Annotated in this window: 22 protein-coding genes and 1 tRNA gene; 22 read left to right on the top strand and 1 reads right to left on the bottom strand. The window is 62.0% G+C overall.

Annotated features, from left to right (window positions below):
• Positions 1-134: 134 nt before the first annotated feature.
• Positions 135-650 (bottom strand): hypothetical protein, encoded by a 516-nt coding sequence (locus QCE58_RS10035; RefSeq protein ID WP_244807411.1) that lies wholly within the window; start codon positions 648-650, stop codon positions 135-137.
• 195 nt (positions 651-845) lie between these two features.
• Between QCE58_RS10035 and QCE58_RS10030 the strand changes: the two genes are divergently transcribed.
• From QCE58_RS10030 to QCE58_RS09925, 22 genes are all read left to right on the top strand, one after another.
• The gene (locus QCE58_RS10030) at positions 846-2,135 is read left to right on the top strand and encodes a branched-chain amino acid ABC transporter substrate-binding protein (protein WP_175983178.1); all 1,290 of its coding nucleotides are present in this window, start codon (positions 846-848) and stop codon (positions 2,133-2,135) included.
• A 160-nt stretch (positions 2,136-2,295) separates the two neighbouring features.
• Positions 2,296-2,565, top strand: coding sequence for a 30S ribosomal protein S15 (rpsO, locus tag QCE58_RS10025; RefSeq protein ID WP_008341789.1), 270 nt, complete (start codon positions 2,296-2,298; stop codon positions 2,563-2,565).
• Between the two features lie 363 nt (positions 2,566-2,928).
• The gene (pnp, locus tag QCE58_RS10020) at positions 2,929-5,067 is read left to right on the top strand and encodes a polyribonucleotide nucleotidyltransferase (protein ID WP_008341788.1); all 2,139 of its coding nucleotides are present in this window, start codon (positions 2,929-2,931) and stop codon (positions 5,065-5,067) included.
• Positions 5,068-5,257: 190 nt separating this feature from the next.
• Positions 5,258-6,274, top strand: a complete 1,017-nt coding sequence (locus QCE58_RS10015) for an NAD(P)H-quinone oxidoreductase (protein ID WP_034473898.1) — start codon at positions 5,258-5,260, stop codon at positions 6,272-6,274.
• A gap of 177 nt (positions 6,275-6,451) precedes the next feature.
• Positions 6,452-7,225: a triose-phosphate isomerase gene (tpiA, locus tag QCE58_RS10010; RefSeq protein ID WP_008341786.1), complete on the top strand. Its 774-nt coding sequence runs from the start codon at positions 6,452-6,454 to the stop codon at positions 7,223-7,225.
• 88 nt (positions 7,226-7,313) lie between these two features.
• Positions 7,314-7,691: a preprotein translocase subunit SecG gene (secG, locus tag QCE58_RS10005; RefSeq protein ID WP_175983176.1), complete on the top strand. Its 378-nt coding sequence runs from the start codon at positions 7,314-7,316 to the stop codon at positions 7,689-7,691.
• A 127-nt stretch (positions 7,692-7,818) separates the two neighbouring features.
• A tRNA-Leu gene (locus QCE58_RS10000) sits at positions 7,819-7,903 on the top strand.
• Positions 7,904-8,118: 215 nt separating this feature from the next.
• On the top strand, positions 8,119-8,478 hold the full coding sequence (locus tag QCE58_RS09995; RefSeq protein WP_008341784.1) for an NADH-quinone oxidoreductase subunit A: 360 nt from the start codon (positions 8,119-8,121) through the stop codon (positions 8,476-8,478).
• Positions 8,479-8,539: 61 nt separating this feature from the next.
• Positions 8,540-9,019, top strand: coding sequence for an NADH-quinone oxidoreductase subunit B family protein (locus QCE58_RS09990; protein WP_006052903.1), 480 nt, complete (start codon positions 8,540-8,542; stop codon positions 9,017-9,019).
• A gap of 21 nt (positions 9,020-9,040) precedes the next feature.
• Entirely contained in the window at positions 9,041-9,643 is a 603-nt protein-coding gene (locus QCE58_RS09985; RefSeq protein ID WP_008341743.1) for an NADH-quinone oxidoreductase subunit C, read from the top strand.
• Positions 9,644-9,652: 9 nt separating this feature from the next.
• Positions 9,653-10,906, top strand: a complete 1,254-nt coding sequence (locus QCE58_RS09980; RefSeq protein ID WP_008341742.1) for an NADH-quinone oxidoreductase subunit D — start codon at positions 9,653-9,655, stop codon at positions 10,904-10,906.
• Between the two features lie 150 nt (positions 10,907-11,056).
• A complete protein-coding gene (gene nuoE, locus QCE58_RS09975) occupies positions 11,057-11,542 on the top strand; it encodes an NADH-quinone oxidoreductase subunit NuoE (RefSeq protein WP_008341741.1) in 486 nt (161 codons plus the stop codon).
• A complete protein-coding gene (gene nuoF, locus QCE58_RS09970) occupies positions 11,539-12,861 on the top strand; it encodes an NADH-quinone oxidoreductase subunit NuoF (RefSeq protein ID WP_008341740.1) in 1,323 nt (440 codons plus the stop codon). Before nuoE ends, nuoF begins: the two co-directional genes overlap by 4 nt.
• A 59-nt stretch (positions 12,862-12,920) precedes the next feature.
• On the top strand, positions 12,921-15,260 hold the full coding sequence (nuoG, locus tag QCE58_RS09965) for an NADH-quinone oxidoreductase subunit NuoG (protein ID WP_175983175.1): 2,340 nt from the start codon (positions 12,921-12,923) through the stop codon (positions 15,258-15,260).
• A 2-nt stretch (positions 15,261-15,262) separates the two neighbouring features.
• Positions 15,263-16,327, top strand: coding sequence for an NADH-quinone oxidoreductase subunit NuoH (gene nuoH, locus QCE58_RS09960; RefSeq protein WP_008341736.1), 1,065 nt, complete (start codon positions 15,263-15,265; stop codon positions 16,325-16,327).
• Between the two features lie 21 nt (positions 16,328-16,348).
• Positions 16,349-16,837 carry an NADH-quinone oxidoreductase subunit NuoI gene (nuoI, locus tag QCE58_RS09955; protein WP_008341734.1) on the top strand — a complete coding sequence of 163 codons (489 nt, stop codon included), beginning with the start codon at positions 16,349-16,351 and terminating at the stop codon, positions 16,835-16,837.
• A gap of 154 nt (positions 16,838-16,991) precedes the next feature.
• Positions 16,992-17,669 carry an NADH-quinone oxidoreductase subunit J gene (locus QCE58_RS09950; protein WP_008341733.1) on the top strand — a complete coding sequence of 226 codons (678 nt, stop codon included), beginning with the start codon at positions 16,992-16,994 and terminating at the stop codon, positions 17,667-17,669.
• Positions 17,670-17,689: 20 nt separating this feature from the next.
• Positions 17,690-17,995: an NADH-quinone oxidoreductase subunit NuoK gene (nuoK, locus tag QCE58_RS09945; protein WP_007588140.1), complete on the top strand. Its 306-nt coding sequence runs from the start codon at positions 17,690-17,692 to the stop codon at positions 17,993-17,995.
• A gap of 17 nt (positions 17,996-18,012) precedes the next feature.
• Positions 18,013-20,082, top strand: coding sequence for an NADH-quinone oxidoreductase subunit L (gene nuoL, locus QCE58_RS09940; RefSeq protein ID WP_008341714.1), 2,070 nt, complete (start codon positions 18,013-18,015; stop codon positions 20,080-20,082).
• Between the two features lie 13 nt (positions 20,083-20,095).
• Positions 20,096-21,595, top strand: coding sequence for an NADH-quinone oxidoreductase subunit M (locus tag QCE58_RS09935; protein ID WP_008341712.1), 1,500 nt, complete (start codon positions 20,096-20,098; stop codon positions 21,593-21,595).
• A 25-nt stretch (positions 21,596-21,620) separates the two neighbouring features.
• Complete coding sequence (gene nuoN / locus QCE58_RS09930; protein ID WP_175983174.1) at positions 21,621-23,093, top strand: NADH-quinone oxidoreductase subunit NuoN; 1,473 nt, start codon at positions 21,621-21,623, stop codon at positions 23,091-23,093.
• Complete coding sequence (locus QCE58_RS09925) at positions 23,093-23,413, top strand: DUF2818 family protein (RefSeq protein WP_175983173.1); 321 nt, start codon at positions 23,093-23,095, stop codon at positions 23,411-23,413. The genes nuoN and QCE58_RS09925 overlap by 1 nt, the downstream gene beginning before the upstream one ends.
• Positions 23,414-23,423 lie beyond the last annotated feature (10 nt).

The raw sequence follows: 23,423 nt of genomic DNA, 5'->3' as shown, positions 1-23,423 counted from the left end.
AAGCATCGCACCGAGAAGTTAACAGCCCGGCGCTCCGTTTACAACCACTTCTCGCTCCACAAACAAAAATGCCGTTCAGCGCTAACTGAACGGCATTACTCTTCGCGAGGGCTTTTTACATGGCGTCGATGCGCTCAGAACAGATTGCGCCGATCCGGATCGTGCAACGGATCGGGCGTTTTCTGCGTCATGCGCAAGATGCCCTGCTCGTCGAAATAGAAGTTGTACATCAGATACCAGATGTTCGCCTCCATGTAGCGATAGCTCCAGACTTCGCGCTTCATCAGCGGAAAGTACGACGTCTCCACGGGCCGCCCGAAGTTCACGAGCACGTCCTGCCTCGTCCAGGTGCCGATCTGCGCCTTGTAGAACTCGTTTTCGTCGAGCACTTGCCGAACATTGACGATCTTGCCGGAAGCGTCGATATCGGCGGCGGTGGTGAATTCGCCGAGCGGTTGCGTCGGCCACATCAGGCGCTTGCCGCCATTGGGCAGATCGTAGATTTCGCGCGGCGGGCCGAGGCGGGCGGTGATCGTCGAGGCATCCGCGCCAGCCTGATAGTTCTGCCACGGCTGCGCGCAGGCGGACAGAAGGAGCGCGACCCCGGCGCATGTCAGCGATGCGCGCATGCGGTTGAGTATGTGCAGCATTGAAGCCTCCACGTGCTTGCTCCTCGCGGCGGCGAGCAGCGTTTGTTCGATGTTTCCCGTGATTTTGACATGCGCGCGCGGCAAAGCATTCTCCGATACGTCGCGGCATTCAAGCCGATGTGTCGGCAATCGCGACTTGCGCGGGGCGCGCGCTGCAGCCTATGATCCGCGCTTTCGGCGGATCGGCGGAAACTCATGAAGAACGGAACCAGCGCGCGCGCGATGCAATGGCTGCGCATCGCGGCATCGGCGTGTCTTGCCTTGTCCATGACGGCGCGGGCGGCCGAATTGCCACCCATCAAGCTCGCGCTGATCGAAGGCATGTCCGGCCCGTTCGCGAACGCCGGCGCAATGGTCGAGCGCAATCTGCGTTTCGGCGTCGAGCGCGTGAACGCGCAAGGCGGCGTGAAGCTCGCGGACGGCGCGCATCCGCTGCAACTCGTCGTGCTCGATGGCAAGGGCAGCAGCGAGGCGAGTCTCGTGCAGCTGCGTGCGGCGATCGACGAGAAGATCGGCTTCGTCATGCAGGGCAATAGTTCGGCGGTGGCGGCGGCGCTCGTAGCGGCTGTCGACCGCCAAAACGCTCGCGAGCCGGATCGCCGCGTGCTGTTCCTCAATTATTCCGCCGACGATCCAGCGCTCACCAACGACGCGTGCAGTTTCTGGCATTTCCGCTTCGACGCGCACGCCGGCATGCGGATGGATGCCCTCGCCGATGCGCTGAAAGACGATCGCGCGGTGAAGAAGGTTTATCTGCTCAATCAAGATTACAGCTTCGGCCACGATGTGAGCCGCGAGGCACAGCGCGCGCTCAAGGAGCGGCGCCCGGATATCGCGATCGCGGGCGACGAATTTCATCCGATCGGGCGCGTGAAGGATTTCGCGCCTTACATCGCGAAAATCCGCGCGAGTGGAGCGGACGCGGTAATCACTGGAAACTGGGGCAACGATCTGACGCTTCTCGTCAAAGCCGCGCGCGAGCAGGGGCTCGACACGAAGTTCTACACGTTCTACGGCAACAGTCTGGGCGCTCCGGCCGCGCTCGGCGATGCCGGCGTGAAGCGCGTGATCGCCGTGGCGGACTGGCATCCGAATGCGGGCGGCGCTGCGTCGGAGGCGTACTATCGCGCGTTCAGAGCCCGCTATCCTGCCGCCGCGGACGATTACCTTGTCGCGCGTATGCCGCTGATGGTAGAAATGCTCGCCGCCGCGATGACGCGCGCAAAAAGCGCGGACCCGCTCGCGGTGGCGCGCACGCTCGAAGGCATGAAGTTCGACGGCGAAGGCTTCCACCCGATGACCGTGCGTGCCGAAGATCATCAGGTGATCCAGCCCCTTTACGTCATGGAAATGGACAAGGCGGGGACGAAAGGCGTCGCGCTCGATAACGAAGGTTCGGGCTACGGCTTCCGCACGCTTCTGAGCGTCCCCGCCGACAAGACCGCGCAACCGACGACGTGCCGTATGTCGCGCCCGCCGCGCTAAGGCGCCGATTCGCCCCGCGCAGAAGTGCTTCGGCGAGACATTGCACTGTGCTATACTCTGCGCTTCGTTTTTGGCGCATTGCCGGAAACGATTCATTTTTTGTAAATCCACGGCACGGCCTTTCTTCCGTGACCGCCTGTCTGTATCAAAGGAAAAGCAAATGTCCGTAGCAGAAATCAAGAAATCCGACATCGTCGCTGAATACGCACGCGGCGCAAACGACACCGGTTCTCCCGAAGTGCAAGTCGCACTGCTGACGAGTCGCATCAACGAACTCACCGTCCACTTCAAGTCGCACTCGAAGGATCACCACAGCCGCCGCGGTCTGCTGCGCATGGTGAGCCGTCGTCGTAAGCTGCTCGACTACCTGAAGGGCAAGGACGCGGATCGTTATCGCTCGCTGATCGAAAAGCTGGGTCTGCGCAAGTAATTGGCGCCAAGCGTGGCTTTGCGGCCAACGTCCTAATGAAGTGCCTGTGTCAGTCCGCTGATACAGGCACTTTGTTTTTGTGCGTTTCGGTCACGAAGTGGTGCCCGATCGTGTTTTCGGCAATCGGCGCCCGGAGTTGCCACGCAGTCGGAAGTTTCGGCAGTTCATAAGCTTTATCCCGGATGAGTCCATCCGGTCCGACACTCGGTCCAGCCTCGCAGCGGAGCTTTGTGTCATTCCAGCGCGACGACGTTCATCGAAACGCATCGCGCTGGAATGGCATAACACACCTCTCAAGCGCGGCTCCGGACCTTCCCGCACGCGCCAGTCGACCGGCGCGGCGCAAACGTAGAAGGAGTCGAAATGTTCAATAAGATCGTCAAAGAGTTCAAGTGGGGACAGCACAACGTCCGCCTCGAAACGGGTGAAATCGCCCGTCAGGCGAGCGGCGCGGTGATCGTCGATGTCGAAGATACCGTCGTGCTCGCAACCGTCGTCGGCGCGAAGACCGCCAAGCCGGGCCAGGACTTCTTCCCGCTGACCGTCGACTACCTCGAAAAGACCTATGCCGCCGGCAAGATCCCGGGCGGCTTCTTCCGCCGCGAAGGCCGTCCGTCGGAAGGCGAAACGCTGATTTCGCGTCTGATCGACCGCCCGCTGCGTCCGCTGTTCCCGGAAGGCTTCTATAACGAAGTTCAGGTCGTGATCCACGTCCTGTCGCTGAACCCGGATGTTCCGGCCGACATTCCGGCGCTGATCGGCGCGTCCGCCGCGCTCGCCGTGTCGGGACTGCCGTTCAACGGTCCGGTCGGCGCGGCACGTGTCGCGTACATCAACAATGAGTACGTGCTGAACCCGACGCGCCCGCAGATGAAGGAATCGGCGCTCGATCTGGTCGTCGCGGGCACGGAGCGCGCGGTGCTGATGGTCGAATCGGAAGCGCAGCAGCTGTCCGAAGAAGTGATGCTCGGCGCGGTCGTTTTCGGCCACGAGCAGATGCAGACCGCCATCGACGCGATCCATGAACTCGTGCGCGAAGGCGGCAAGCCCGAGTGGGACTGGCAGCCGGCGCCGAAGAACGAAGCGCTCATCGCGCGCGTCACGGAAATCGCCAAGCCGGAACTCGAAGCGGCTTATCAGTTGCGCAACAAGCAGGCGCGCTCGGCCAAGCTGAAGGAAGTCTACGCGGCGACGTCGGCGAAGCTGGCGGAAGAAGCCGCGACGGGCGGCACGGTCGCGGCCGATGCGGCGACGGTCGGCAACGTCCTGTTCGATATCGAAGCGAAGATCGTCCGCACGCAGATCCTGAACGGCGAGCCGCGCATCGACGGCCGCGACACGCGCACCGTTCGTCCAATCGAAATTCGTACGGGCGTATTGCCGCGCACGCACGGCTCGGCGCTCTTCACGCGCGGCGAAACGCAGGCGCTCGTCGTCGCGACGCTCGGCACGAAGGGCGATGAGCAAAGCATCGACGCACTCGAAGGCGAATACCGCGAGCGCTTCATGCTTCACTACAACATGCCGCCGTTCGCGACGGGCGAAACCGGCCGCGTCGGTTCGCCGAAGCGCCGCGAAATCGGCCACGGCCGTCTGGCGAAGCGCGCGCTGGTCGCGTGCCTGCCGAGCGCCGACGAGTTCGGCTATTCGATTCGCGTCGTGTCGGAAATCACTGAATCGAACGGTTCGTCGTCGATGGCTTCGGTCTGCGGCGGCTGCCTCGCGCTGATGGACGCCGGCGTGCCGATGAAGGCGCACGTCGCGGGCATCGCGATGGGCCTGATCCTCGAAGGCAACAAGTTCGCGGTTCTGACCGACATCCTCGGCGACGAAGATCACCTCGGCGACATGGACTTCAAGGTCGCCGGCACGTCGCAGGGCGTCACGGCGCTGCAGATGGACATCAAGATCCAGGGCATCACGAAGGAAATCATGCAGGTCGCGCTCGCGCAGGCCAAGGAAGGCCGCATGCACATCCTCGGCAAGATGACCGCCGCCGTTCCGACGACGAACACGGAACTGTCGGACTACGCGCCGCGCATGATCACCATCAAGATCAATCCGGAGAAGATCCGCGACGTGATCGGCAAGGGCGGTTCCGTGATCCGCGCGCTGACGGAAGAAACCGGCACGACCATCGACATTTCGGACGACGGCGTCGTGACGATCGCGAGCACGAGCGCGGAAGGCATGGCCGACGCGAAGAAGCGCATCGAGAACATCACGGCGGAAGTGGAAGTCGGCCAGGTCTACGAAGGCCCGGTGCTCAAGCTGCTCGATTTCGGCGCGATCGTGAACATTCTGCCGGGCAAGGACGGTCTGCTGCACATCTCTGAGATCGTCAACGAGCGCGTGAAGGACATCAACGACTATCTGAAGGAAGGCCAGATCGTGAAGGTCAAGGTCATCCAGACGGACGAAAAGGGTCGTGTGCGTCTGTCGGCGAAGGCGCTTCTGAACGAAGGCGCGCAGCAGGCAGAACCGACGCACCCGCAGCAGTAATGCGGTAATGTGTAGACGGCCGGCCGCTTCAGCGAGCCGGCCGTTTTCATGTATGACGCTTGGGACGCTATGCATTGTCCGACGCGTCATCGGACTCGATGGCAGTGTGTGGAGCGCGGATTGCTTCGAGGCGCGCGCAGTGCCATCCGGTTCGGATGCACACTAACTCTGGGCGGCACAGGGAGAGCATATGAAGGCCATCGAAATCACTGAGTTCGGCGCACCCGAAGTTCTCAAACTCGGCGAGCGTCCGACGCCTGCGCCGGGCAAGTGCGAGGTGTTGATCAAGGTGGCCGCTTCCGGCGTCAACCGGCCGGACGTGTTCCAGCGCAAGGGCGCTTATGCGCCGCCGCCGGGCGCGTCGGATCTCCCGGGGCTGGAGGTTGCCGGTGAAATCGTCGATGGCGATTTCGATCCGAAGCACAACCCGTTCGGTCTGAAAAAAGGCGATCGCGTGTGCGCGCTGCTCGCGGGCGGCGGATACGCCGAATACGCGGTGGCCCCGCTCGAACAGTGTCTGCCGGTGCCGAAGGGTCTGTCGGACATCGAGGCGGCATCCTTGCCGGAGACGTTCTTCACGGTGTGGAGCAACGTGTTCGAACGCGGTCAGTTGGGCGCGGGCGAGAACGGCGAGGAAGAAACGCTGCTCGTGCAGGGCGGGTCGAGCGGCATCGGCGTGACGGCGATTCAGATCGCCAAAGCGCTCGGCTTTCGCGTGTTCGCCACGGCCGGCACCGATGAAAAGTGCCGCGCGTGCGAAGCGCTCGGCGCGGAGCGGGCGATCAACTACAAGACGGAAGATTTCGTCGAAGTGGTGAAGTCGCTGACGAACGATCGCGGCGTCGACGTCATTCTGGATATGGTCGCTGGCGACTATCTTCAGCGCGAGCTCAAGGCGCTTGCCGACGGCGGGCGCATCTGCGTGATCGCGCTGCTCGGCGGCGCGAAGGCGGAGATCAATCTGAACGACGTGCTGCGCCGGCGTCTCGTCATCACGGGTTCGACGCTGCGTCCGCGTCCCGTCGCATTCAAGGCGAAGCTCGCGGCGAAGCTGAAGGAGCGCGTCTGGCCGGAAATCGAGGCGGGGCGCATCAAGCCGGTGATCCATCAGGTGTTCCCGGCGCGCGATGCCGCCGCCGCGCACGCACTGATGGAAAGCAGTACGCACGTCGGCAAGATCGTGCTCGACTGGCGCGACGACGCGTGAAATTCGCCGGGAGCGAGCGTTTCATGTTGCGGCTCGCTTTTGATGGTTTGACCGGTTTCGTCGTAACACAGTAAAATCGCCTGTTTTGCAGGCAGTTTGCGGTTCGTAGCGGTTCATTCTTATAACAGGGCGGCTGACCACGTGCATGCAACAAGCCGCCACCGACTGACGAGACATATGTCCAGAGAACGAGCGAAACTGGTGGTGGGCAACTGGAAGATGCACGGCCGCATCGGAGAAAATGCGACCTTGCTGATCGAGGTCGCCGCGGGCGCATCGGCTTTGCAGAAGGGCGTGAGCGTCGGCGTGTGCGTGCCGTGTCCGTATCTCGCGCAATCGCAAGCGCTGCTCAGCGGCTCGGTGGTGCGCTGGGGCATTCAGGACGTGTCGGCGCATACGGGCGGTGCGTTCACCGGCGAAGTCGCGGCCGAGATGGCGGCGGACTTCGGCGTCACGTACGCGATCGTCGGGCATTCGGAGCGACGCGCGTATCATCGCGAAAGTCCGGAACTCGTCGCGTCGAAAGCGCAGCGCGCGATCGAAGCGGGCCTTACGCCGATCGTCTGTGTCGGCGAGACGCTGGAAGAACGTGAGGCGGGCACGACGGAGCGGATCATCGGCACGCAGCTCGAAGCCGTGTTGCAGGCGCTCACGGAAGAGCAGGCGGCGGGCATCGTGGTCGCGTACGAACCGGTCTGGGCGATCGGTACGGGCAAGACCGCGCGGCCGGGGCAGGCGCAGGATGTTCATGCGTTTCTGCGTCACAAGCTGCTGGAGAAGGGCGCAACGGTTGCGAACGTGCCGCTCTTGTATGGCGGCAGCGTGAAGCCGGAAAACGCGGAAGAGCTGTTCGGGCAGAAAGACATCGACGGCGGGCTGATTGGCGGCGCGTCGCTGAAGTCGAAAGATTTTCTGGCGATCTGCCGGGCGGCGCAAACCGTGACGCATTGAGCGTCGAACGGCGAGCGGGCACGGCAGGCGAAAGAGCATAGTGCGACACGAAGGTGTCACGGAAACATCAGGAATCGGGTGAGTTGAAATGCTGTATTTGAAGACATTGATTATCGTCGTTCAGTTGCTGTCGGCGTTGGGTGTAATCGGCCTCGTGCTGCTCCAGCACGGCAAGGGCGCGGACATGGGCGCGGCGTTCGGCAGCGGCGCATCGGGCAGTCTGTTCGGTGCGACGGGTTCGGCCAACTTCCTGTCGCGTACCACGGCCATTCTCGCCGCGATCTTCTTCGTGACGACGCTGGCGCTGACCTATCTCGGAAGCTATAAGCCGCAGACGTCCGCGGGTGTGTTGGGCGGTGCGGCTCCTGTGCCGGCATCGGCTCCGGCCGTGGCCGCATCGGGAGCGTCTGCGCCTGTGTCGGCACCGGTTGCATCGTCGGCGCCGGGTGCTGACGTGCCCAAATAACGACGGAACAGATTTTTCGCGGATTTTGCATTTTGTGCGTTGAACAATTCCAAGGGCCCAGTTATAATTCAAGTCTTGAAGCGATTCGCGGCAATTAAGAAGTAGTTTTCCCGGATTGCAGTACAGTGCCGACGTGGTGAAATTGGTAGACACGCTATCTTGAGGGGGTAGTGGCGAAAGCTGTGCGAGTTCGAGTCTCGCCGTCGGCACCAAAGTTATCCAATGCCAGCCGCTTGCATCGCTTCGGCTGGCATTGTCACTTCTGGAGTACGCTTACGTTTTTACGGCGGCATCGACAACATCAAAGCGGTTGTCACGTTGTGCTGATATCGTGAGCGGTCCCAAGTGATATCTCCTGCCGGGTGGTCCGTCCCGGCTGAAGCGCCCCAATCAATTACAGGCCACATCTACCGATCTGAGGATAGCCTTGAACCTCGCACCCTATTACCCCGTCTTCTTGTTTCTTCTGGTGGGCCTTGGTTTAGGTATAGCGTTGGTCAGCATTGGCAAGATCCTCGGTCCCAACAAGCCCGACACCGAGAAAAACGCGCCGTACGAGTGCGGCTTCGAAGCGTTCGAAGACGCGCGTATGAAGTTCGATGTGCGTTACTATCTCGTCGCGATTCTTTTCATCATTTTCGACCTTGAGACGGCGTTCCTGTTCCCGTGGGGTGTTTCCCTGCGCGATATCGGCTGGCCTGGTTTCATCGCGATGATGATTTTTCTGCTCGAATTTTTGCTCGGTTTCGCCTACATCTGGAGAAAGGGCGGACTCGACTGGGAATGACAGTTAGATCACCGGATTCATGGGCGGCTTTGGCTGGCTGCTCATCTGGAGTGGAAAACAAATGAGTATCGAAGGGGTCTTGAAGGAAGGCTTTGTCACCACCACGGCTGACAAGCTCATCAACTGGACGCGCACCGGCTCCCTGTGGCCGATGACGTTCGGTCTCGCATGCTGCGCGGTCGAGATGATGCACGCGGGCGCCGCCCGTTACGACCTGGACCGTTTCGGCGTGGTGTTCCGCCCGAGCCCGCGCCAGTCGGACGTGATGATCGTCGCCGGCACGCTCTGCAACAAAATGGCGCCCGCGCTTCGTAAGGTGTACGACCAGATGGCCGAGCCGCGCTGGGTCATCTCCATGGGCTCGTGCGCGAACGGCGGCGGCTACTATCACTATTCGTATTCCGTCGTGCGCGGCTGCGACCGGATCGTCCCGGTCGACGTCTACGTTCCCGGTTGTCCTCCGACCGCCGAGGCGCTGGTCTACGGCGTGATCCAGTTGCAGGCGAAGATTCGCCGCACCAACACCATCGCCCGTCAGTAAGGGCCTGAGTCTCCCCAAACTATGGCAAGCAAACTCGAGACCCTCAAAGCGAACCTCGAGACGGCGTTTGGCGGCCGTCTCCAGAGCATTACCGAGTCGCTGGGTCAGGTGACGGTCGTCGTCAAGGCGGCCGACTATCTGGACGTCTGCAAGCAGTTGCGCGATGACCCGTCGCTGCGCTTCGAGCAGCTTATGGACCTCTCCGGCGTCGATTATTCGACGTATGGCGACGGCGTCTACGACGGTCCGCGTTTCGCGGCAGTCAGTCATCTTCTCTCGATCACGCACAACTGGCGCGTGCGCGTGCGCGTATTCGCTCCGGACGACGAAGTGCCCATCGTGGCTTCGGTGGTCGATATCTGGACGTCGGCGAACTGGTACGAGCGCGAAGCGTTCGACCTCTATGGCATCGTATTCGAAGGCCATCCCGATCTGCGCCGCATTCTCACGGACTATGGTTTCATCGGTCATCCGTTCCGCAAGGACTTCCCGATTTCCGGCTACGTCGAAATGCGCTACGACCCGGAAGAGAAGCGCGTGGTGTACCAGCCCGTGACGATCGAACCGCGCGAAATCACGCCGCGCGTGATTCGCGAAGATCGCTATGGCGGTCTGAAACATTAAGAGAACGCCATGGCAGAGATCAAGAATTACACGCTGAACTTTGGCCCGCAGCACCCGGCAGCGCACGGCGTGCTGCGCCTCGTGCTGGAACTCGACGGCGAAGTGATCCAGCGCGCCGACCCGCACATCGGTCTGCTGCATCGCGCGACCGAGAAGCTCGCCGAGACCAAGACCTTCCTGCAGTCCGTGCCGTACATGGACCGTCTCGACTATGTGTCGATGATGGTCAACGAGCACGGCTACGTGCTCGCTATCGAGAAGCTGCTCGGCATCGACGTGCCGATCCGCGCGAAATACATTCGTGTGCTGTTCGACGAAATCACGCGCGTGCTGAACCATCTGATGTGGATCGGCTCGCACGCGCTCGACGTCGGCGCGATGGCGGTCTTCCTTTACGCGTTCCGCGAGCGCGAAGATCTGATGGACGTCTACGAGGCGGTGTCGGGTGCGCGCATGCACGCGGCGTACTATCGTCCGGGCGGCGTCTATCGCGATCTGCCGGACGCGATGCCGCAATACAAGGCGTCGAAGATCCGCAACGCGAAGGCGCTCGACAAGATGAACGAGAACCGTCAGGGCTCGTTGCTCGACTTCATCGAGGACTTCTTCAATCGTTTCCCGGGCTGTGTCGACGAGTACGAAACGCTGCTCACCGACAACCGCATCTGGAAGCAGCGTCTCGTGGGCATCGGCGTGGTGAGCCCGGAGCGCGCGTTGCAGATGGGCTTGAGCGGCGCGATGCTGCGCGGCTCGGGCATCGAGTGGGACTTGCGCAAGAAGCAGCCGTACGAAGTGTACGATCAGCTCGACTTCGACATCCCCGTCGGCGTGAACGGCGACTGCTACGACCGCTATCTGGTGCGCGTGGAAGAAATGCGCCAGTCGACGCGCATCGCCAAACAGTGCATTGCGTGGCTGCGCAAGAATCCTGGCCCTGTGATGGTCGATAATCACAAGGTTGCACCGCCGTCGCGCGTCGGCATGAAAAGCAACATGGAAGAGCTGATTCACCATTTCAAGCTCTTTACCGAAGGCTTCCATGTGCCGGAAGGCGAAACGTACGCTGCGGTCGAGCATCCGAAGGGCGAGTTCGGCATCTACCTGATCTCGGATGGCGCGAACAAGCCGTATCGCCTGAAGATTCGCGCGCCGGGCTATGCACACCTCGCAGCGCTCGATGAAATGGCGCGAGGCCACATGATCGCCGACGCAGTGACGATCATCGGTACGCAAGACATCGTGTTCGGCGAGATCGATCGCTGATTCATCGGCGCCTGCGCGGTCGGCTCGCCGAGCCGCTGCGCAAGAAACGCGAAAGCAATAACAGGAACCCGCAGGAACGCCAGGTCTGCCGCAATACGAAGGGCGCGGCAGGTTTTCGTTCGGTAGGAATTGAAAGAGTCGTGTCTGAAAATGATCTCAGCTGAAGGCCTGAAAGAAATCGATCGCGCGGTCGCGAAGTATCCCGCCGAGCAAAAGCAATCGGCGGTGATGGCGGCGCTCGCTGTCGCTCAGGAAGAGCATGGTTGGCTCTCGCCCGAAATCATGCAGTTCGTGGCCGATTACCTGAGCATGCCGCCCGTCGCGGTGCAGGAAGTCGCCACGTTCTACACGATGTACGAGCTGAAGCCGGTCGGCAAGCACAAGATCACGCTCTGCACGAATCTGCCCTGCCAGCTCGGCCCGGATGGCGGTTCGGACAGCGCTGCCGAATATCTCAAGCAGAAGCTTGGAATCGATTTCGGCGAGACCACGCCCGACGGCAAGTTCACGCTAAAAGAAGGCGAGTGCTTCGGCGCGTGCGGCGACGCACCTGTGCTGCTCGTGAACAACCATCGCATGTGCAGCTTCATGAGCCGCGAGAAGATCGACCAGTTGATCGAGGAACTTTCGAAATGACGTCACTCCACGATCGTCACATCAAGCCGCTGATCCTCGCTGGCCTCAATGGCGAGAACTGGCATCTCGAAGATTACGTCGCGCGCGGCGGCTACAAGCAGTTGCGCCGCATTCTCGAAGAAAAGATTCCACCCGAGCAGGTGATCGCCGACGTCAAGGCGTCGGGTCTGCGCGGCCGCGGCGGCGCGGGCTTTCCGACCGGCCTGAAGTGGAGCTTCATGCCGCGTCAGTTTCCGGGGCAGAAGTATCTCGTCTGCAATTCGGACGAAGGCGAGCCGGGCACGTTCAAGGATCGCGACATCCTGCGCTGGAATCCGCACGCGCTGATCGAAGGCATGGCCATCGGCGCGTATGCAATGGGCATCACCGTCGGCTACAACTATATCCACGGCGAGATTTTCGAGGTCTATCGCGTGTTCGAAGCGGCGCTCGAAGAAGCGCGTCAGGCCGGCTATCTGGGCGCGAACATCCTGGGCTCGGGTTTCTCGTTCGAGCTGTACGCGCACCATGGTTACGGCGCGTACATCTGCGGTGAAGAAACCGCGCTGCTCGAATCGCTCGAAGGCAAGAAGGGCCAGCCGCGCTTCAAGCCGCCGTTCCCGGCGAGCTTCGGCGTGTACGGCAAGCCGACCACGATCAACAACACCGAGACGTTCGCGGCGGTGCCGTTCCTGCTGGAAATCGGCCCGCAGAATTACCTCGAGATCGGCAAGCCGAACAACGGCGGCACGAAGATTTTCTCCGTCTCGGGCGATGTGAACCGTCCGGGCAACTACGAGATTCCGCTCGGCACGCCGTTCTCGACGCTGATGGAACTGGCGGGCGGCGTGCGCGGCAAGTCGATCAAGGCCGTGATTCCGGGCGGCTCGTCCGCGCCGGTCGTGCCGGGCGACATGATGCTCGCGACCGACATGGACTACGACTCGATCGCGAAGGCCGGCTCGATGCTGGGCTCGGGCGCGGTCATCGTGATGAACGAAACGCGCTGCATGGTGCGCTCGCTGTTGCGCCTGTCGTACTTCTACTATGAAGAGTCGTGCGGCCAATGCACGCCGTGCCGTGAGGGCACGGGCTGGCTGTATCGCGTCGTGCATCGCATCGAGCACGGTCTCGGCCGCAAGGAAGATCTGGATCTGCTGAACTCGGTCGCCGAGAACATCATGGGCCGTACGATCTGCGCGCTCGGCGATGCAGCGGCGATGCCCGTGCGCGGCATGCTCAAGCACTTCTGGGACGAATTCGAATATCACGTCGAGCACAAGCATTGTCTCGTCGGCGGGCACGCGCATCACGCGCCGTCCGAAGCGCTTACCGCGTAATCAGGCGCGCAGTCAGATGCGCGACAACGCTCGAGAAGGGTTGAGGATCTTTATCCATCATGGTTGAACTAGAAATTGACGGCAAGGCGGTCGAGGTGCCTGAAGGCAGCATGGTGATCCAGGCTGCGCACAAGGTCGATACGTACATCCCTCACTTCTGCTATCACAAGAAACTGTCGATCGCGGCGAACTGCCGGATGTGCCTCGTCGAAGTCGAAAAGATGCCGAAGGCCGTTCCCGCCTGCGCCACGCCGGTATCGAACGGCATGATCGTCCGCACGACGTCGGACAAGGCCGTGAAGGCCCAGCAGTCGGTGATGGAATTCCTGCTGATCAACCACCCGCTCGATTGCCCGATCTGTGATCAGGGCGGCGAGTGCCAATTGCAGGATCTGGCCGTCGGTTACGGCAAGTCGCAGTCGCGCTATAGCGAAGAGAAGCGCGTGGTGTTCCACAAGAACGTCGGTCCGCTCATCTCGATGGAAGAGATGTCGCGCTGCATCCACTGCACGCGCTGCGTGCGCTTCGGCCAGGAAGTCGCCGGCGTGATGGAGCTCGGCATGCTGGGCCGTGGCGAGCATTCGGAAATCACGTCGTTCGTCGGCAAGACCGTGGATTCGGAGCTGTCGGGCAACATGATCGACCTGTGCCCGGTCGGCGCGTTGACGAGCAAGCCGTTCCGCTACAGCGCCCGTACGTGGGAACTGTCGCGCCGCAAGTCGGTGAGCCCGCACGATTCCGTCGGCGCGAACCTCGTGGTGCAGGTGAAGAACAACCGCGTGATGCGCGTTCTGCCGATGGAGAACGAAGCCATCAACGAATGCTGGATCTCCGACAAGGACCGCTTCTCGTACGAAGGCCTGAACAGCGACGAGCGTCTCACCGCGCCGATGCTGAAGCAGGGCGGCAACTGGATCGAAACCGACTGGCAGACCGCGCTCGAGTACGTCGCGAAGGGCCTGAAGGGCATCAAGGCGGATCACGGCGCGAATGCCATCGCCGCTTTGGCCACGCCGCACAGCACGGTCGAAGAACTGCATCTGCTGAAGACGCTGGCTGAAGGCGTCGGCACGCCGAACGTCGATTTCCGTCTGCGTCAGAACGATTTCTCGGCGCCGGTCGGCGTCGGCGCGCCGTGGCTCGGCACGAAGATCGCGAATCTGTCGACTATCGACACTGCGTTCGTCATCGGCTCGTTCCTGCGTCGCGATCATCCGCTGTTTGCCGCGCGTCTGCGTCAGGCCGCGAAGAACGGCGCGAAGCTCACGTTCCTCAACGCAAGCAACGACGACTCGCTGATCCCGACCGCGCATCGCCTGGTCGCGGCGCCGTCGGCGTGGCTCGATCAGCTTGCGGGCATCGCTGCGGCGGTTTCGGAAGCGCGCGGCGTCGCGCTGCCGGACGCATTCGCGGGTCGCGAAGTGTCGGCCGCGGCGAAGGACGTCGCGGCGTCGCTGTCGGCGGGCGAACAGCGCGTCGTGCTGCTCGGCAACCTCGCGGTTCAGCATCCGGATTTCGCGCAGATTCAGGCGGCCGCCCAGTGGATCGCCGACAATACCGGCGCGACGCTCGGCTTCCTGACGGAAGGGGCGAACTCGGTCGGCGCGCATCTCGTCGATGCATTGCCGGGCGAGGGCGGTCTCAACGCGCGCGAAGTGTTCGAGCAGCCGCGCAAGGGCTACGTGCTCTTCAACGCGGAACCGGAATTCGATACGGCCAATCCGGCGCAAGCCATCGCCGCGCTCAAGGCAGCGGAAATGGTCGTCGTGATGTCGCCGTTCAAGCACGGCATGGACTACGCGGACGTGCTGCTGCCGATCGCGCCGTTCACGGAAACGTCGGGCACGTTCGTCAACGCGGAAGGCACGGCTCAGTCGTTCAACGGCGTCGTGCGCGCGCTGGGCGAGACGCGTCCGGGCTGGAAGGTGTTGCGCGTGCTGGGCACGATCCTCGGCCTGCCGGGCTTCGAGTTCGACACCGCTGACGAAGTGCGTGTCGCGGCGTTGGGCACGGGCGATCTGACCGCGCGTCTGTCGAACAAGACGACAGTGCAGGCCAAGCGCGCTGCATCGAACGTCGTGTTGAACGGCAGCGGCTTGCAGCGTCTCGCCGATGTGCCGATCTATCACGCCGATGCGCTCGTGCGACGCGCGCCGTCGCTACATTTGACGGCAGCCGCACGCGATGCAAACGTGGCGGGCCTCCCGACCGCGCTCTTCGACAAGCTCGGTCTGAAGGATGGCGAAGCAGTGCGTATTCGCCAAGGCAATCTGTCGGTGACGTTGCCCGCGGTCCGCGATGCGAATCTCGCGGAATCGGTGGTCCGCGTGTCGGCGGGCACGACGGCTGGCGCCGCGCTCGGCGGCCTGTTCGGTGAACTGGTAGTGGAGAAGGCGTAAAAATGGGCTTGTTCGATACGATCAACGCAGGCGGCACGCAGCTTCTGGGCGTCGCATGGCCGACGGTGTGGGCGGTGGTCCGCATCCTGGTGGTTTCGGTGGTCATCCTGCTGTGCGTGGCCTACCTGATTCTCTGGGAACGCAAGCTCATCGGCTGGATGCACGTGCGTCTCGGCCCGAACCGCGTCGGCCCCGCAGGCTTGCTGCAGCCGATCGCCGACGTGCTGAAGCTTCTGCTCAAGGAAGTCATCCAGCCGACGGCTGCGAGCAAGTGGATCTATGTGATCGCACCGATCATGACCGTGGTGCCGGCGTTCGCCGTGTGGGCGGTGATCCCGTTCCAGGCGAAAGCGGTGCTCGGCGACATCAACGCGGGTCTGCTGTACATCATGGCGATTTCGTCGATCGGCGTGTACGGCGTGATTCTGGCGGGTTGGGCGTCGAACTCGAAGTACGCGTTTCTCGGCGCGATGCGCGCCGCGGCGCAGATGGTGTCCTACGAAATCTCGATGGGCTTCGCGCTCGTCGTGGTGCTGATGGTTGCGGGCACGCTGAACATGTCCGACATCGTGCACTCGCAGCAGCGCGGCATGTTCGCGGGCTGGGGCATCAACTTCCTGTCGTGGAACTGGCTGCCACTTTTGCCGATGTTCGTCGTGTACTTCATCTCGGGCATCGCGGAAACGAACCGTCACCCGTTCGACGTGGTGGAAGGCGAATCGGAAATCGTCGCCGGTCACATGATCGATTACTCGGGCATGGCGTTCGCGCTGTTCTTCCTCGCCGAGTACATCAACATGATCGTGATCTCGGCGATCGCAGCGACGCTGTTCCTCGGCGGCTGGGATGCACCGTTCGGCTTCCTGTCGTTCATTCCGGGCGTATTCTGGTTCGTTTTCAAGGTTTTCCTGCTGCTGTCGGTCTTCATCTGGGCGCGCGCGACATTCCCGCGTTACCGCTACGACCAGATCATGCGTCTCGGCTGGAAGGTGTTCCTGCCGGTGTCGGTGATCTGGGTGGTCGTGGTCGGTTTCTGGATCATGTCGCCGCTCAACATCTGGAAGTAAGCGAGCGCGGACGAAAACATCATGAATGCTATTCAGAACTTCTTTAAGACCTTCTTCCTGACCGAGTTGCTCAAGGGTCTTGCGCTGACGGGACGTTACACGTTCCAGCGCAAGATCACGGTGCAGTTCCCGGAAGAAAAGACGCCGATCTCGCCGCGTTTTCGCGGTCTGCACGCGCTGCGCCGCTATGAGAACGGCGAAGAGCGCTGCATCGCCTGCAAGCTGTGCGAAGCCGTGTGCCCGGCGATGGCGATCACGATCGAATCGGAAACGCGCGCGGACAACACCCGTCGCACCACGCGTTACGACATCGACCTGACCAAGTGCATCTTCTGCGGTTTCTGCGAGGAGAGCTGCCCGGTCGATTCGATCGTCGAAACGCACATCCTCGAATATCACGGCGAAAAGCGCGGCGACCTGTATTTCACGAAGGACATGCTGCTTGCGGTGGGCGATCGCTACGAAACGGAAATCGCCGCATCGAAGGCGGCCGACGCGCCTTATCGTTGATATGCGTCCGATGCCCGAGCCTCATGTTCCGGCATCGCACCGTAGCGATTTTGTTGTTGCTGTTTGGCACACTGCGGCGCGCGCCGAGGGCGGCTCCTGTCCGAAAGCGCCGACACACCATGCCTGATGATGGCCTAACGATGAACCGGTAATCATGGAATTCACAACCGTACTGTTCTATATCTTCGCGCTGCTGCTGGTCGTTTCCGCGCTGAAGGTGATCACTTCGCGCAACCCGGTGTCGTCCGCGCTCTTCCTCGTGCTCGCGTTCTTCAACGCGGCCGCGATCTGGATGCTGCTGCAAGCCGAATTCCTCGCGATTCTGCTGGTTCTCGTATATGTCGGCGCCGTGATGGTGCTGTTCCTGTTCGTCGTCATGATGCTCGACATCAACATCGATGTCCTGCGCAAGGATTTCAGGCGTTTCGTGCCGCTCGCGAGCATCGTCGGCGCGATCATCGTGATCGAGACCGCGCTGATCCTTTGGCACGGCTACGGCGGCACGATCACACCCGAAACGTCGACGGCGGTGACGGGCGCAGCGGCGATGTCGAACACGCAACTGATCGGCAAGGTCATCTACACCGACTACATCTTCGCGTTCGAAATCGCCGGCCTCGTGCTGCTGGTTGCGATCATCGCGGCGATCTCGCTCACGATCCGCGACAAGAAGGACAAGAAGACCCAAACCGTCAGCCAGCAGGTCAAGGTGCGCCGCGAAGACCGCGTGCGCCTCGTGAAGATGCAGGCCGAAACGCAGGCGCCCGACGCCTCCACGGAACCTGCCGTGACCGGCAACATCGGCGCGGGCACGGTCGACAACAAGGGCTGAGCGCGAAGGAGAAATCGAATATGTTGAGTCTTGCCCATTACCTCGTGCTCGGTGCGATCCTCTTTGCGATCAGCATCGTCGGCATCTTCCTGAACCGCCGCAACGTCATCATCATCCTGATGGCCATCGAATTGATGCTGCTCGCGGTGAACACCAATTTCGTCGCGTTCTCGCACTATCTGGGCGACGTGCACGGCCAGATCTTCGTGTTCTTCGTGCTGACTGTCGCCGCCGCTGAAGCCGCGATCGGTCTCGCGATTCTCGTGACCCTGTTCCGTAGCCTCGACACGATCAACGTCGAGGACCTCGATCAGCTCAAAGGTTAATTTCAGGCTAGGCTGTTATGTCCACGACACTCAATGAAAACCTCCTGCTCGCGGTTCCGCTGGCGCCGCTTGCCGGCTGTCTGATCGCGGGGCTGTTCGCGAAATGGGTAGGGCGCAAGGGCGCGCATCGCGTCACGATCCTCGGCGTCTTCATCTCGTTCATTCTTTCGGCGATCGTCTTCAACGACGTGATGCACGGCGCGAGCTTCAACGCGACCATCTACGAATGGATGAGCGTCGGCACGCTGAAGATGGAAGTCGGCTTCCTGGTCGACTCGCTCACGGCGATGATGATGGTCATCGTGACCTTCGTCTCGCTGATGGTGCACATCTACACCATCGGCTACATGGCGGACGAGGAAGTCGGCTACGAGCGCTTCTTCTCGTACATCTCGCTCTTCACGTTCTCGATGCTGATGCTCGTCATGAGCAACAACTTCCTGCAGCTGTTCTTCGGCTGGGAAGCGGTGGGCCTCGTGTCGTACCTGCTGATCGGCTTCTACTTCACGCGTGAGAGCGCGATCTACGCCAACATGAAGGCGTTCATCGTGAACCGCGTGGGCGACTTCGGCTTCCTGCTGGGCATCGGCCTGCTGCTCGCGTTCGCCGGTTCGCTGAACTATGGCGACGTGTTCGCGCAGGGCGACAAGCTCGCGACGATGACGTTCCCCGGCACGCAATGGGGTCTGCTGACGGTCGCGTGCATTTGCCTCTTCATCGGCGCGATGGGCAAGTCGGCGCAGTTCCCGCTGCACGTCTGGCTGCCCGACTCGATGGAAGGCCCGACGCCGATCTCCGCGCTGATCCACGCGGCAACGATGGTGACGGCCGGCATCTTCATGGTGACGCGCATGTCGCCGCTCTTCGAGCATTCGGATGCGGCGCTTTCGTTCGTGACGGTCATCGGCGCGATCACGGCCTTGTTCATGGGCTTCCTCGGCGTCGTGCAAAACGACATCAAGCGCGTGGTCGCGTACTCGACGCTCTCGCAGCTCGGCTACATGACGGTCGCGCTCGGCGTCTCGGCTTATCCGGTCGCCGTGTTCCACCTCGGCACGCACGCGTTCTTCAAGGCGCTGCTGTTCCTCGGCGCGGGCTCGGTCATCATCGGCATGCACCACGATCAGGACATGCGCAACATGGGCGGCCTGCGCAAGTACATGCCGATCACCTGGATCACATCGCTGATCGGTTCGCTCGCGCTGATCGGCACGCCGTTCTTCTCGGGCTTCTACTCGAAGGATTCGATCATCGAAGCCGTGAAGTACTCGCATCTGGCGGGCTCGGGCTTCGCGTATTTCGCGGTGGTCGCGAGCGTGTTCGTCACGTCGCTGTACTCGTTCCGTATGTACTTCATGGTGTTCCACGGCGAAGAGCGCTTCCGCGGTCCGAAGCATCCCGACTCGCCGATGGGCCAGGCGGAAGCGCACGGCCACGGTCATGATTCGCACGGTCATCACGACGATCACGGTCACGGACACGCTCACGTCCCGCACGAAACGCCTTGGGTCGTGACGCTGCCGCTCGTGCTGCTCGCGATTCCGTCGATCATCATCGGCGCGATCATGATCGGCCCGATGATCTACGGCGACTTCTTCTCGCACGGCGTCGTGTTCGACAAGGTGATCTACATCGCCGAGAACCACGAAGGCCTGAAGGAAATGGCCGAAGAGTTCCACGGCTGGATTGCGATGGCGCTGCACGGCATCATCACCCCGGGTCCGGTGTGGCTCGCGGCGCTCGGCGTGATCGTCGCGTGGTTCTTCTACATGAAGCGTCCGGACCTGCCGGCGGTTGTCGCGCGCACGTTCCGCCCGATCTACGTGCTGCTCGACAACAAGTACTACTGCGACAAGATCAACGAGGTCGTGTTCGCGAAGGGCGCTGTCGCCATCGGCCGCGGCTTGTGGAAAGAGGGCGATGTGGTCGTCATCGACGGCATCGTCAACGGCAGTGCGCGGTTCATGGGCTGGTTCGCCGGTGTGATCCGCTTCCTTCAATCCGGTTACATCTATCACTACGCGTTCGCCATGATTATCGGCATGTTGGGGCTCTTGACCCTGTTTGTGACGCTCGGCGGCAAATAAGGCGAGGGATCCTATGCACTCTTTTCCGATTCTCAGTGTCGCGATCTGGCTGCCGATCGTTTTCGGCCTGCTCGTGCTCGCAGTTGGTAACGACCGCAACCCGGCGCCCGCGCGCTGGGTCGCGCTGGTCGGCTCGGTGCTCGGGCTGATCGTCACGATTCCGCTCATCACCGGCTTCGATACGTCGACGGCCGCGCTGCAGTTCGTCGAACAGTCGAACTGGATCGAGCGCTTCAACATCACGTATCACCTCGGCGTCGACGGCATCTCGATGTGGTTCGTCGTGCTGACCGCGCTCATCACGGTGATCGTCGTGATCGCCGGCTGGGAAGTGATCACCGAGCGCGTGTCGCAGTACATGGCCGCGTTCCTGATCCTCTCGGGCATCATGATCGGCGTGTTCTCGACGGCGGACGGCCTGCTGTTCTACGTGTTCTTCGAAGCCACGCTCATTCCGATGTACATCATCATCGGCGTGTGGGGCGGCCCGAACCGCGTGTATGCGGCGTTCAAGTTCTTCCTGTACACGCTGGCCGGCTCGCTGCTGATGCTGGTCGCGCTGCTGTACCTCTACACGCAGACGCACACGTTCGATCTGGCGACGTGGCAAGCCGCGAAGCTCGACATGACGCCGCAGGTGCTGCTGTTCATCGCGTTCTTCCTGGCGTTCGCCGTGAAGGTGCCGATGTGGCCGGTGCACACGTGGCTGCCGGACGCGCACGTCGAAGCGCCGACGGGCGGTTCGGTCGTGCTGGCGGCGATCATGCTGAAGCTCGGCGCGTACGGTTTCCTGCGCTTCTCGCTGCCGATCGCGCCGGACGCGAGCCATTTCCTCGCGCCGGTGGTCATCACGCTGTCGCTGATCGCGGTGATCTACATCGGTCTCGTCGCGATGGTGCAGTCCGACATGAAGAAGCTCGTCGCGTATTCGTCGATCGCGCACATGGGCTTCGTCACGCTCGGCTTCTTCATGTTCGGTGCGTCGAGCCAGCTCGCGGTCGAAGGCGCGATCATCCAGATGATCTCGCACGGTTTCGTATCGGGCGCGATGTTCCTTTCGATCGGCGTGCTGTACGACCGCGTGCACTCGCGCCAGATCGCGGATTACGGCGGCGTCGTGAACACGATGCCCAAGTTCGCGGCATTCGTGATGCTCTTCGCGATGGCCAACTGCGGCCTTCCGGGTACCTCGGGTTTCGTCGGCGAATTCATGGTGATTCTGGCGGCGGTGAAGTACAACTTCTGGATCGCTTTCCTCGCGACGTTCACGCTGATCCTCGGCGCGGCCTACACGCTGTGGATGTACAAGCGCGTGTACTTCGGCGCGGTCGCGAACGACCACGTCGCGAAGCTCAAGGACATCAACGGGCGTGAATTCCTGATGCTCGCCATCCTTGCGCTGTTCACGCTGTACATGGGCCTGCATCCGAAGCCCTTTACCGACGTGATGCACGAATCCGTGGCAAACCTGCTCTCCCACGTCGCGCAGTCCAAGCTGCCGCTGGCTCAGTAACGTCGTGCGGAGGAACTAAGAGATCATGCAAAACGCCTCTATGAGTATTCTTTGGCCTGACGCGGTCCTGATGGCGTCGGTCGTTCTGGCCTGGCTCAACGACACGATGTTCGGCCCGAAGAGCCGCGGCACGACGTATCTGATCGCGCTCGTGTCGACGATCGTCTGCGGCGTGTGGTTCGCCGTCACCGCGCTCGACCCGACGCCGCATTTCTTCTTCACGCGCATGTATATCGTCGATCCGTTCGCGAGCGCGATGAAGGCGGTGGTGTGTCTCGGCTACGCGGTGTCGATCATCTACTCGAAGAAGTATCTGGAAGACCGCGACCTGTTCCGCGGCGACTTCTTCCTGCTCGGCCTGTTTTCGCTGCTCGGCCAGTGCGTGATGATTTCGGGCAACAACTTCCTGACGCTGTATCTCGGCCTCGAACTGATGTCGCTGTCGCTGTACGCGGTGATCGCGCTGCGCAAGGACGTGCCGCAGTCGAACGAGTCGGCGATGAAGTACTACGTGCTCGGCGCGCTCGCATCCGGCTTCCTGCTGTACGGCATCTCGATGATCTACGGCGCGACCGGCTCGCTCGATCTGAACGAAGTGCTGAAGACCGTCGCATCGGGCCGCATCAACGACGCCGTGCTGCTGTTCGGCGCGATCTTCATCGTTGCGGGCGTGGCGTTCAAGATGGGCGCGGTGCCGTTCCACATGTGGGTGCCTGACGTCTACCAGGGCGCGCCGACCGCGATGACGCTGCTCACCGGCGGCGGACCGAAGGTCGCGGCGTTCGCGTGGGGTCTGCGCTTCCTGGTGATGGGCCTCTTGCCGCTCGCGGTGGACTGGCAGGAAATGCTCGTGATCCTCGCGGCGCTGTCGCTGATCGTCGGCAATATCACGGGTATCGTGCAGAAGAACATCAAGCGGATGCTGGCTTACTCGGCCATCTCGAACATGGGCTTCGTGCTGCTGGGTCTGCTCGCCGGCGTGGTCGACGGCAAGCTGACGGGTGCGGCGGGCGCATACAGCTCGGCGATGTTCTACAGCATCATCTATCTGGTCACGACGCTCGGCACCTTCGGCGTGGTCATGCTGCTCGCGCGCCGCGACTTCGAAGCCGAAATGCTCGAAGACTTCAAGGGCCTGAATCAGCGCAGCCCGGTATTCGCGTTCGTCATGATGATCATGATGTTCTCGCTCGCCGGCATCCCGCCGACGGTCGGCTTCTACGCGAAGCTCGCCGTGCTCGAAGCGACGATGAACGCCGGTCTCACATGGCTCGCCGTCCTCGCCGTGATGACCTCGCTCGTGGGCGCGTTCTACTACCTGCGCGTCGTCAAGCTGATGTACTTCGATGCGCCGACGGACGCATCGCCGATCCTCGCCGGCGGCCTGAACCGCTCGCTGCTCGCGTTCAACGGCCTGGCCGTTCTGGTGCTCGGTCTGGTGCCGGGTCCGTTGATGAGCGCGTGCCTCACGGCGATCTCGCATACGCTGCCGCTGTAATGTCGGCGGCAGGCTGGTTCATCGTGCTGTTGGCGCTCGTTCTCGCCAACGTGCCGTTCCTGAATCAGCGCCTCTTCGCCATCGTCCCGTTGCCGCTTCCGGCGTCGACGGGACGCAAGGCGGCGAAGAAGAGCGCGTGGATTCGCATCGGCGAGCTCGTCGTTCTTTACTTTGTGGTCGGTGCGCTCGGCTTCATGCTCGAAGCGCGCGCCGGCAACCGATTCGATCAGGAATGGCAGTTCTATGCCATTACCTTCAGTCTCTTCGTCGTGTTCGCCTTTCCGGGCTTCACGTATCAATATCTCGTCAAACGCCGCTGACCGCTTCGTG

Source organism: Caballeronia sp. LZ028, assembly GCF_031451415.1.
GTDB classification, from domain to species: domain Bacteria; phylum Pseudomonadota; class Gammaproteobacteria; order Burkholderiales; family Burkholderiaceae; genus Caballeronia; species Caballeronia zhejiangensis.
The sequence above is the reverse complement of the archived record's forward strand: the minus strand, read 5'-3'. Positions and strand labels throughout refer to the sequence as shown.

Excerpts from the sequence above, each read along its gene's own strand:
- QCE58_RS09980 (WP_008341742.1), top strand. The coding sequence starts at position 9,653 with ATGGCAGAGATCAAGAATTACACGCTGAACTTTGGCCCGCAGCACCCG.
- tpiA (WP_008341786.1), top strand. The coding sequence starts at position 6,452 with ATGTCCAGAGAACGAGCGAAACTGGTGGTGGGCAACTGGAAGATGCAC.
- nuoF (WP_008341740.1), top strand. The coding sequence starts at position 11,539 with ATGACGTCACTCCACGATCGTCACATCAAGCCGCTGATCCTCGCTGGC.
- nuoI (WP_008341734.1), top strand. The coding sequence starts at position 16,349 with ATGAATGCTATTCAGAACTTCTTTAAGACCTTCTTCCTGACCGAGTTG.
- nuoE (WP_008341741.1), top strand. The coding sequence starts at position 11,057 with ATGATCTCAGCTGAAGGCCTGAAAGAAATCGATCGCGCGGTCGCGAAG.
- QCE58_RS10035 (WP_244807411.1), bottom strand. The coding sequence starts at position 650 with ATGCTGCACATACTCAACCGCATGCGCGCATCGCTGACATGCGCCGGG.
- QCE58_RS09950 (WP_008341733.1), top strand. The coding sequence starts at position 16,992 with ATGGAATTCACAACCGTACTGTTCTATATCTTCGCGCTGCTGCTGGTC.
- nuoN (WP_175983174.1), top strand. The coding sequence starts at position 21,621 with ATGCAAAACGCCTCTATGAGTATTCTTTGGCCTGACGCGGTCCTGATG.
- nuoL (WP_008341714.1), top strand. The coding sequence starts at position 18,013 with ATGTCCACGACACTCAATGAAAACCTCCTGCTCGCGGTTCCGCTGGCG.
- secG (WP_175983176.1), top strand. The coding sequence starts at position 7,314 with ATGCTGTATTTGAAGACATTGATTATCGTCGTTCAGTTGCTGTCGGCG.
- QCE58_RS09935 (WP_008341712.1), top strand. The coding sequence starts at position 20,096 with ATGCACTCTTTTCCGATTCTCAGTGTCGCGATCTGGCTGCCGATCGTT.
- rpsO (WP_008341789.1), top strand. The coding sequence starts at position 2,296 with ATGTCCGTAGCAGAAATCAAGAAATCCGACATCGTCGCTGAATACGCA.
- nuoG (WP_175983175.1), top strand. The coding sequence starts at position 12,921 with ATGGTTGAACTAGAAATTGACGGCAAGGCGGTCGAGGTGCCTGAAGGC.
- QCE58_RS10015 (WP_034473898.1), top strand. The coding sequence starts at position 5,258 with ATGAAGGCCATCGAAATCACTGAGTTCGGCGCACCCGAAGTTCTCAAA.
- QCE58_RS09985 (WP_008341743.1), top strand. The coding sequence starts at position 9,041 with ATGGCAAGCAAACTCGAGACCCTCAAAGCGAACCTCGAGACGGCGTTT.
- QCE58_RS09990 (WP_006052903.1), top strand. The coding sequence starts at position 8,540 with ATGAGTATCGAAGGGGTCTTGAAGGAAGGCTTTGTCACCACCACGGCT.
- pnp (WP_008341788.1), top strand. The coding sequence starts at position 2,929 with ATGTTCAATAAGATCGTCAAAGAGTTCAAGTGGGGACAGCACAACGTC.
- nuoK (WP_007588140.1), top strand. The coding sequence starts at position 17,690 with ATGTTGAGTCTTGCCCATTACCTCGTGCTCGGTGCGATCCTCTTTGCG.
- nuoH (WP_008341736.1), top strand. The coding sequence starts at position 15,263 with ATGGGCTTGTTCGATACGATCAACGCAGGCGGCACGCAGCTTCTGGGC.
- QCE58_RS10030 (WP_175983178.1), top strand. The coding sequence starts at position 846 with ATGAAGAACGGAACCAGCGCGCGCGCGATGCAATGGCTGCGCATCGCG.
- QCE58_RS09925 (WP_175983173.1), top strand. The coding sequence starts at position 23,093 with ATGTCGGCGGCAGGCTGGTTCATCGTGCTGTTGGCGCTCGTTCTCGCC.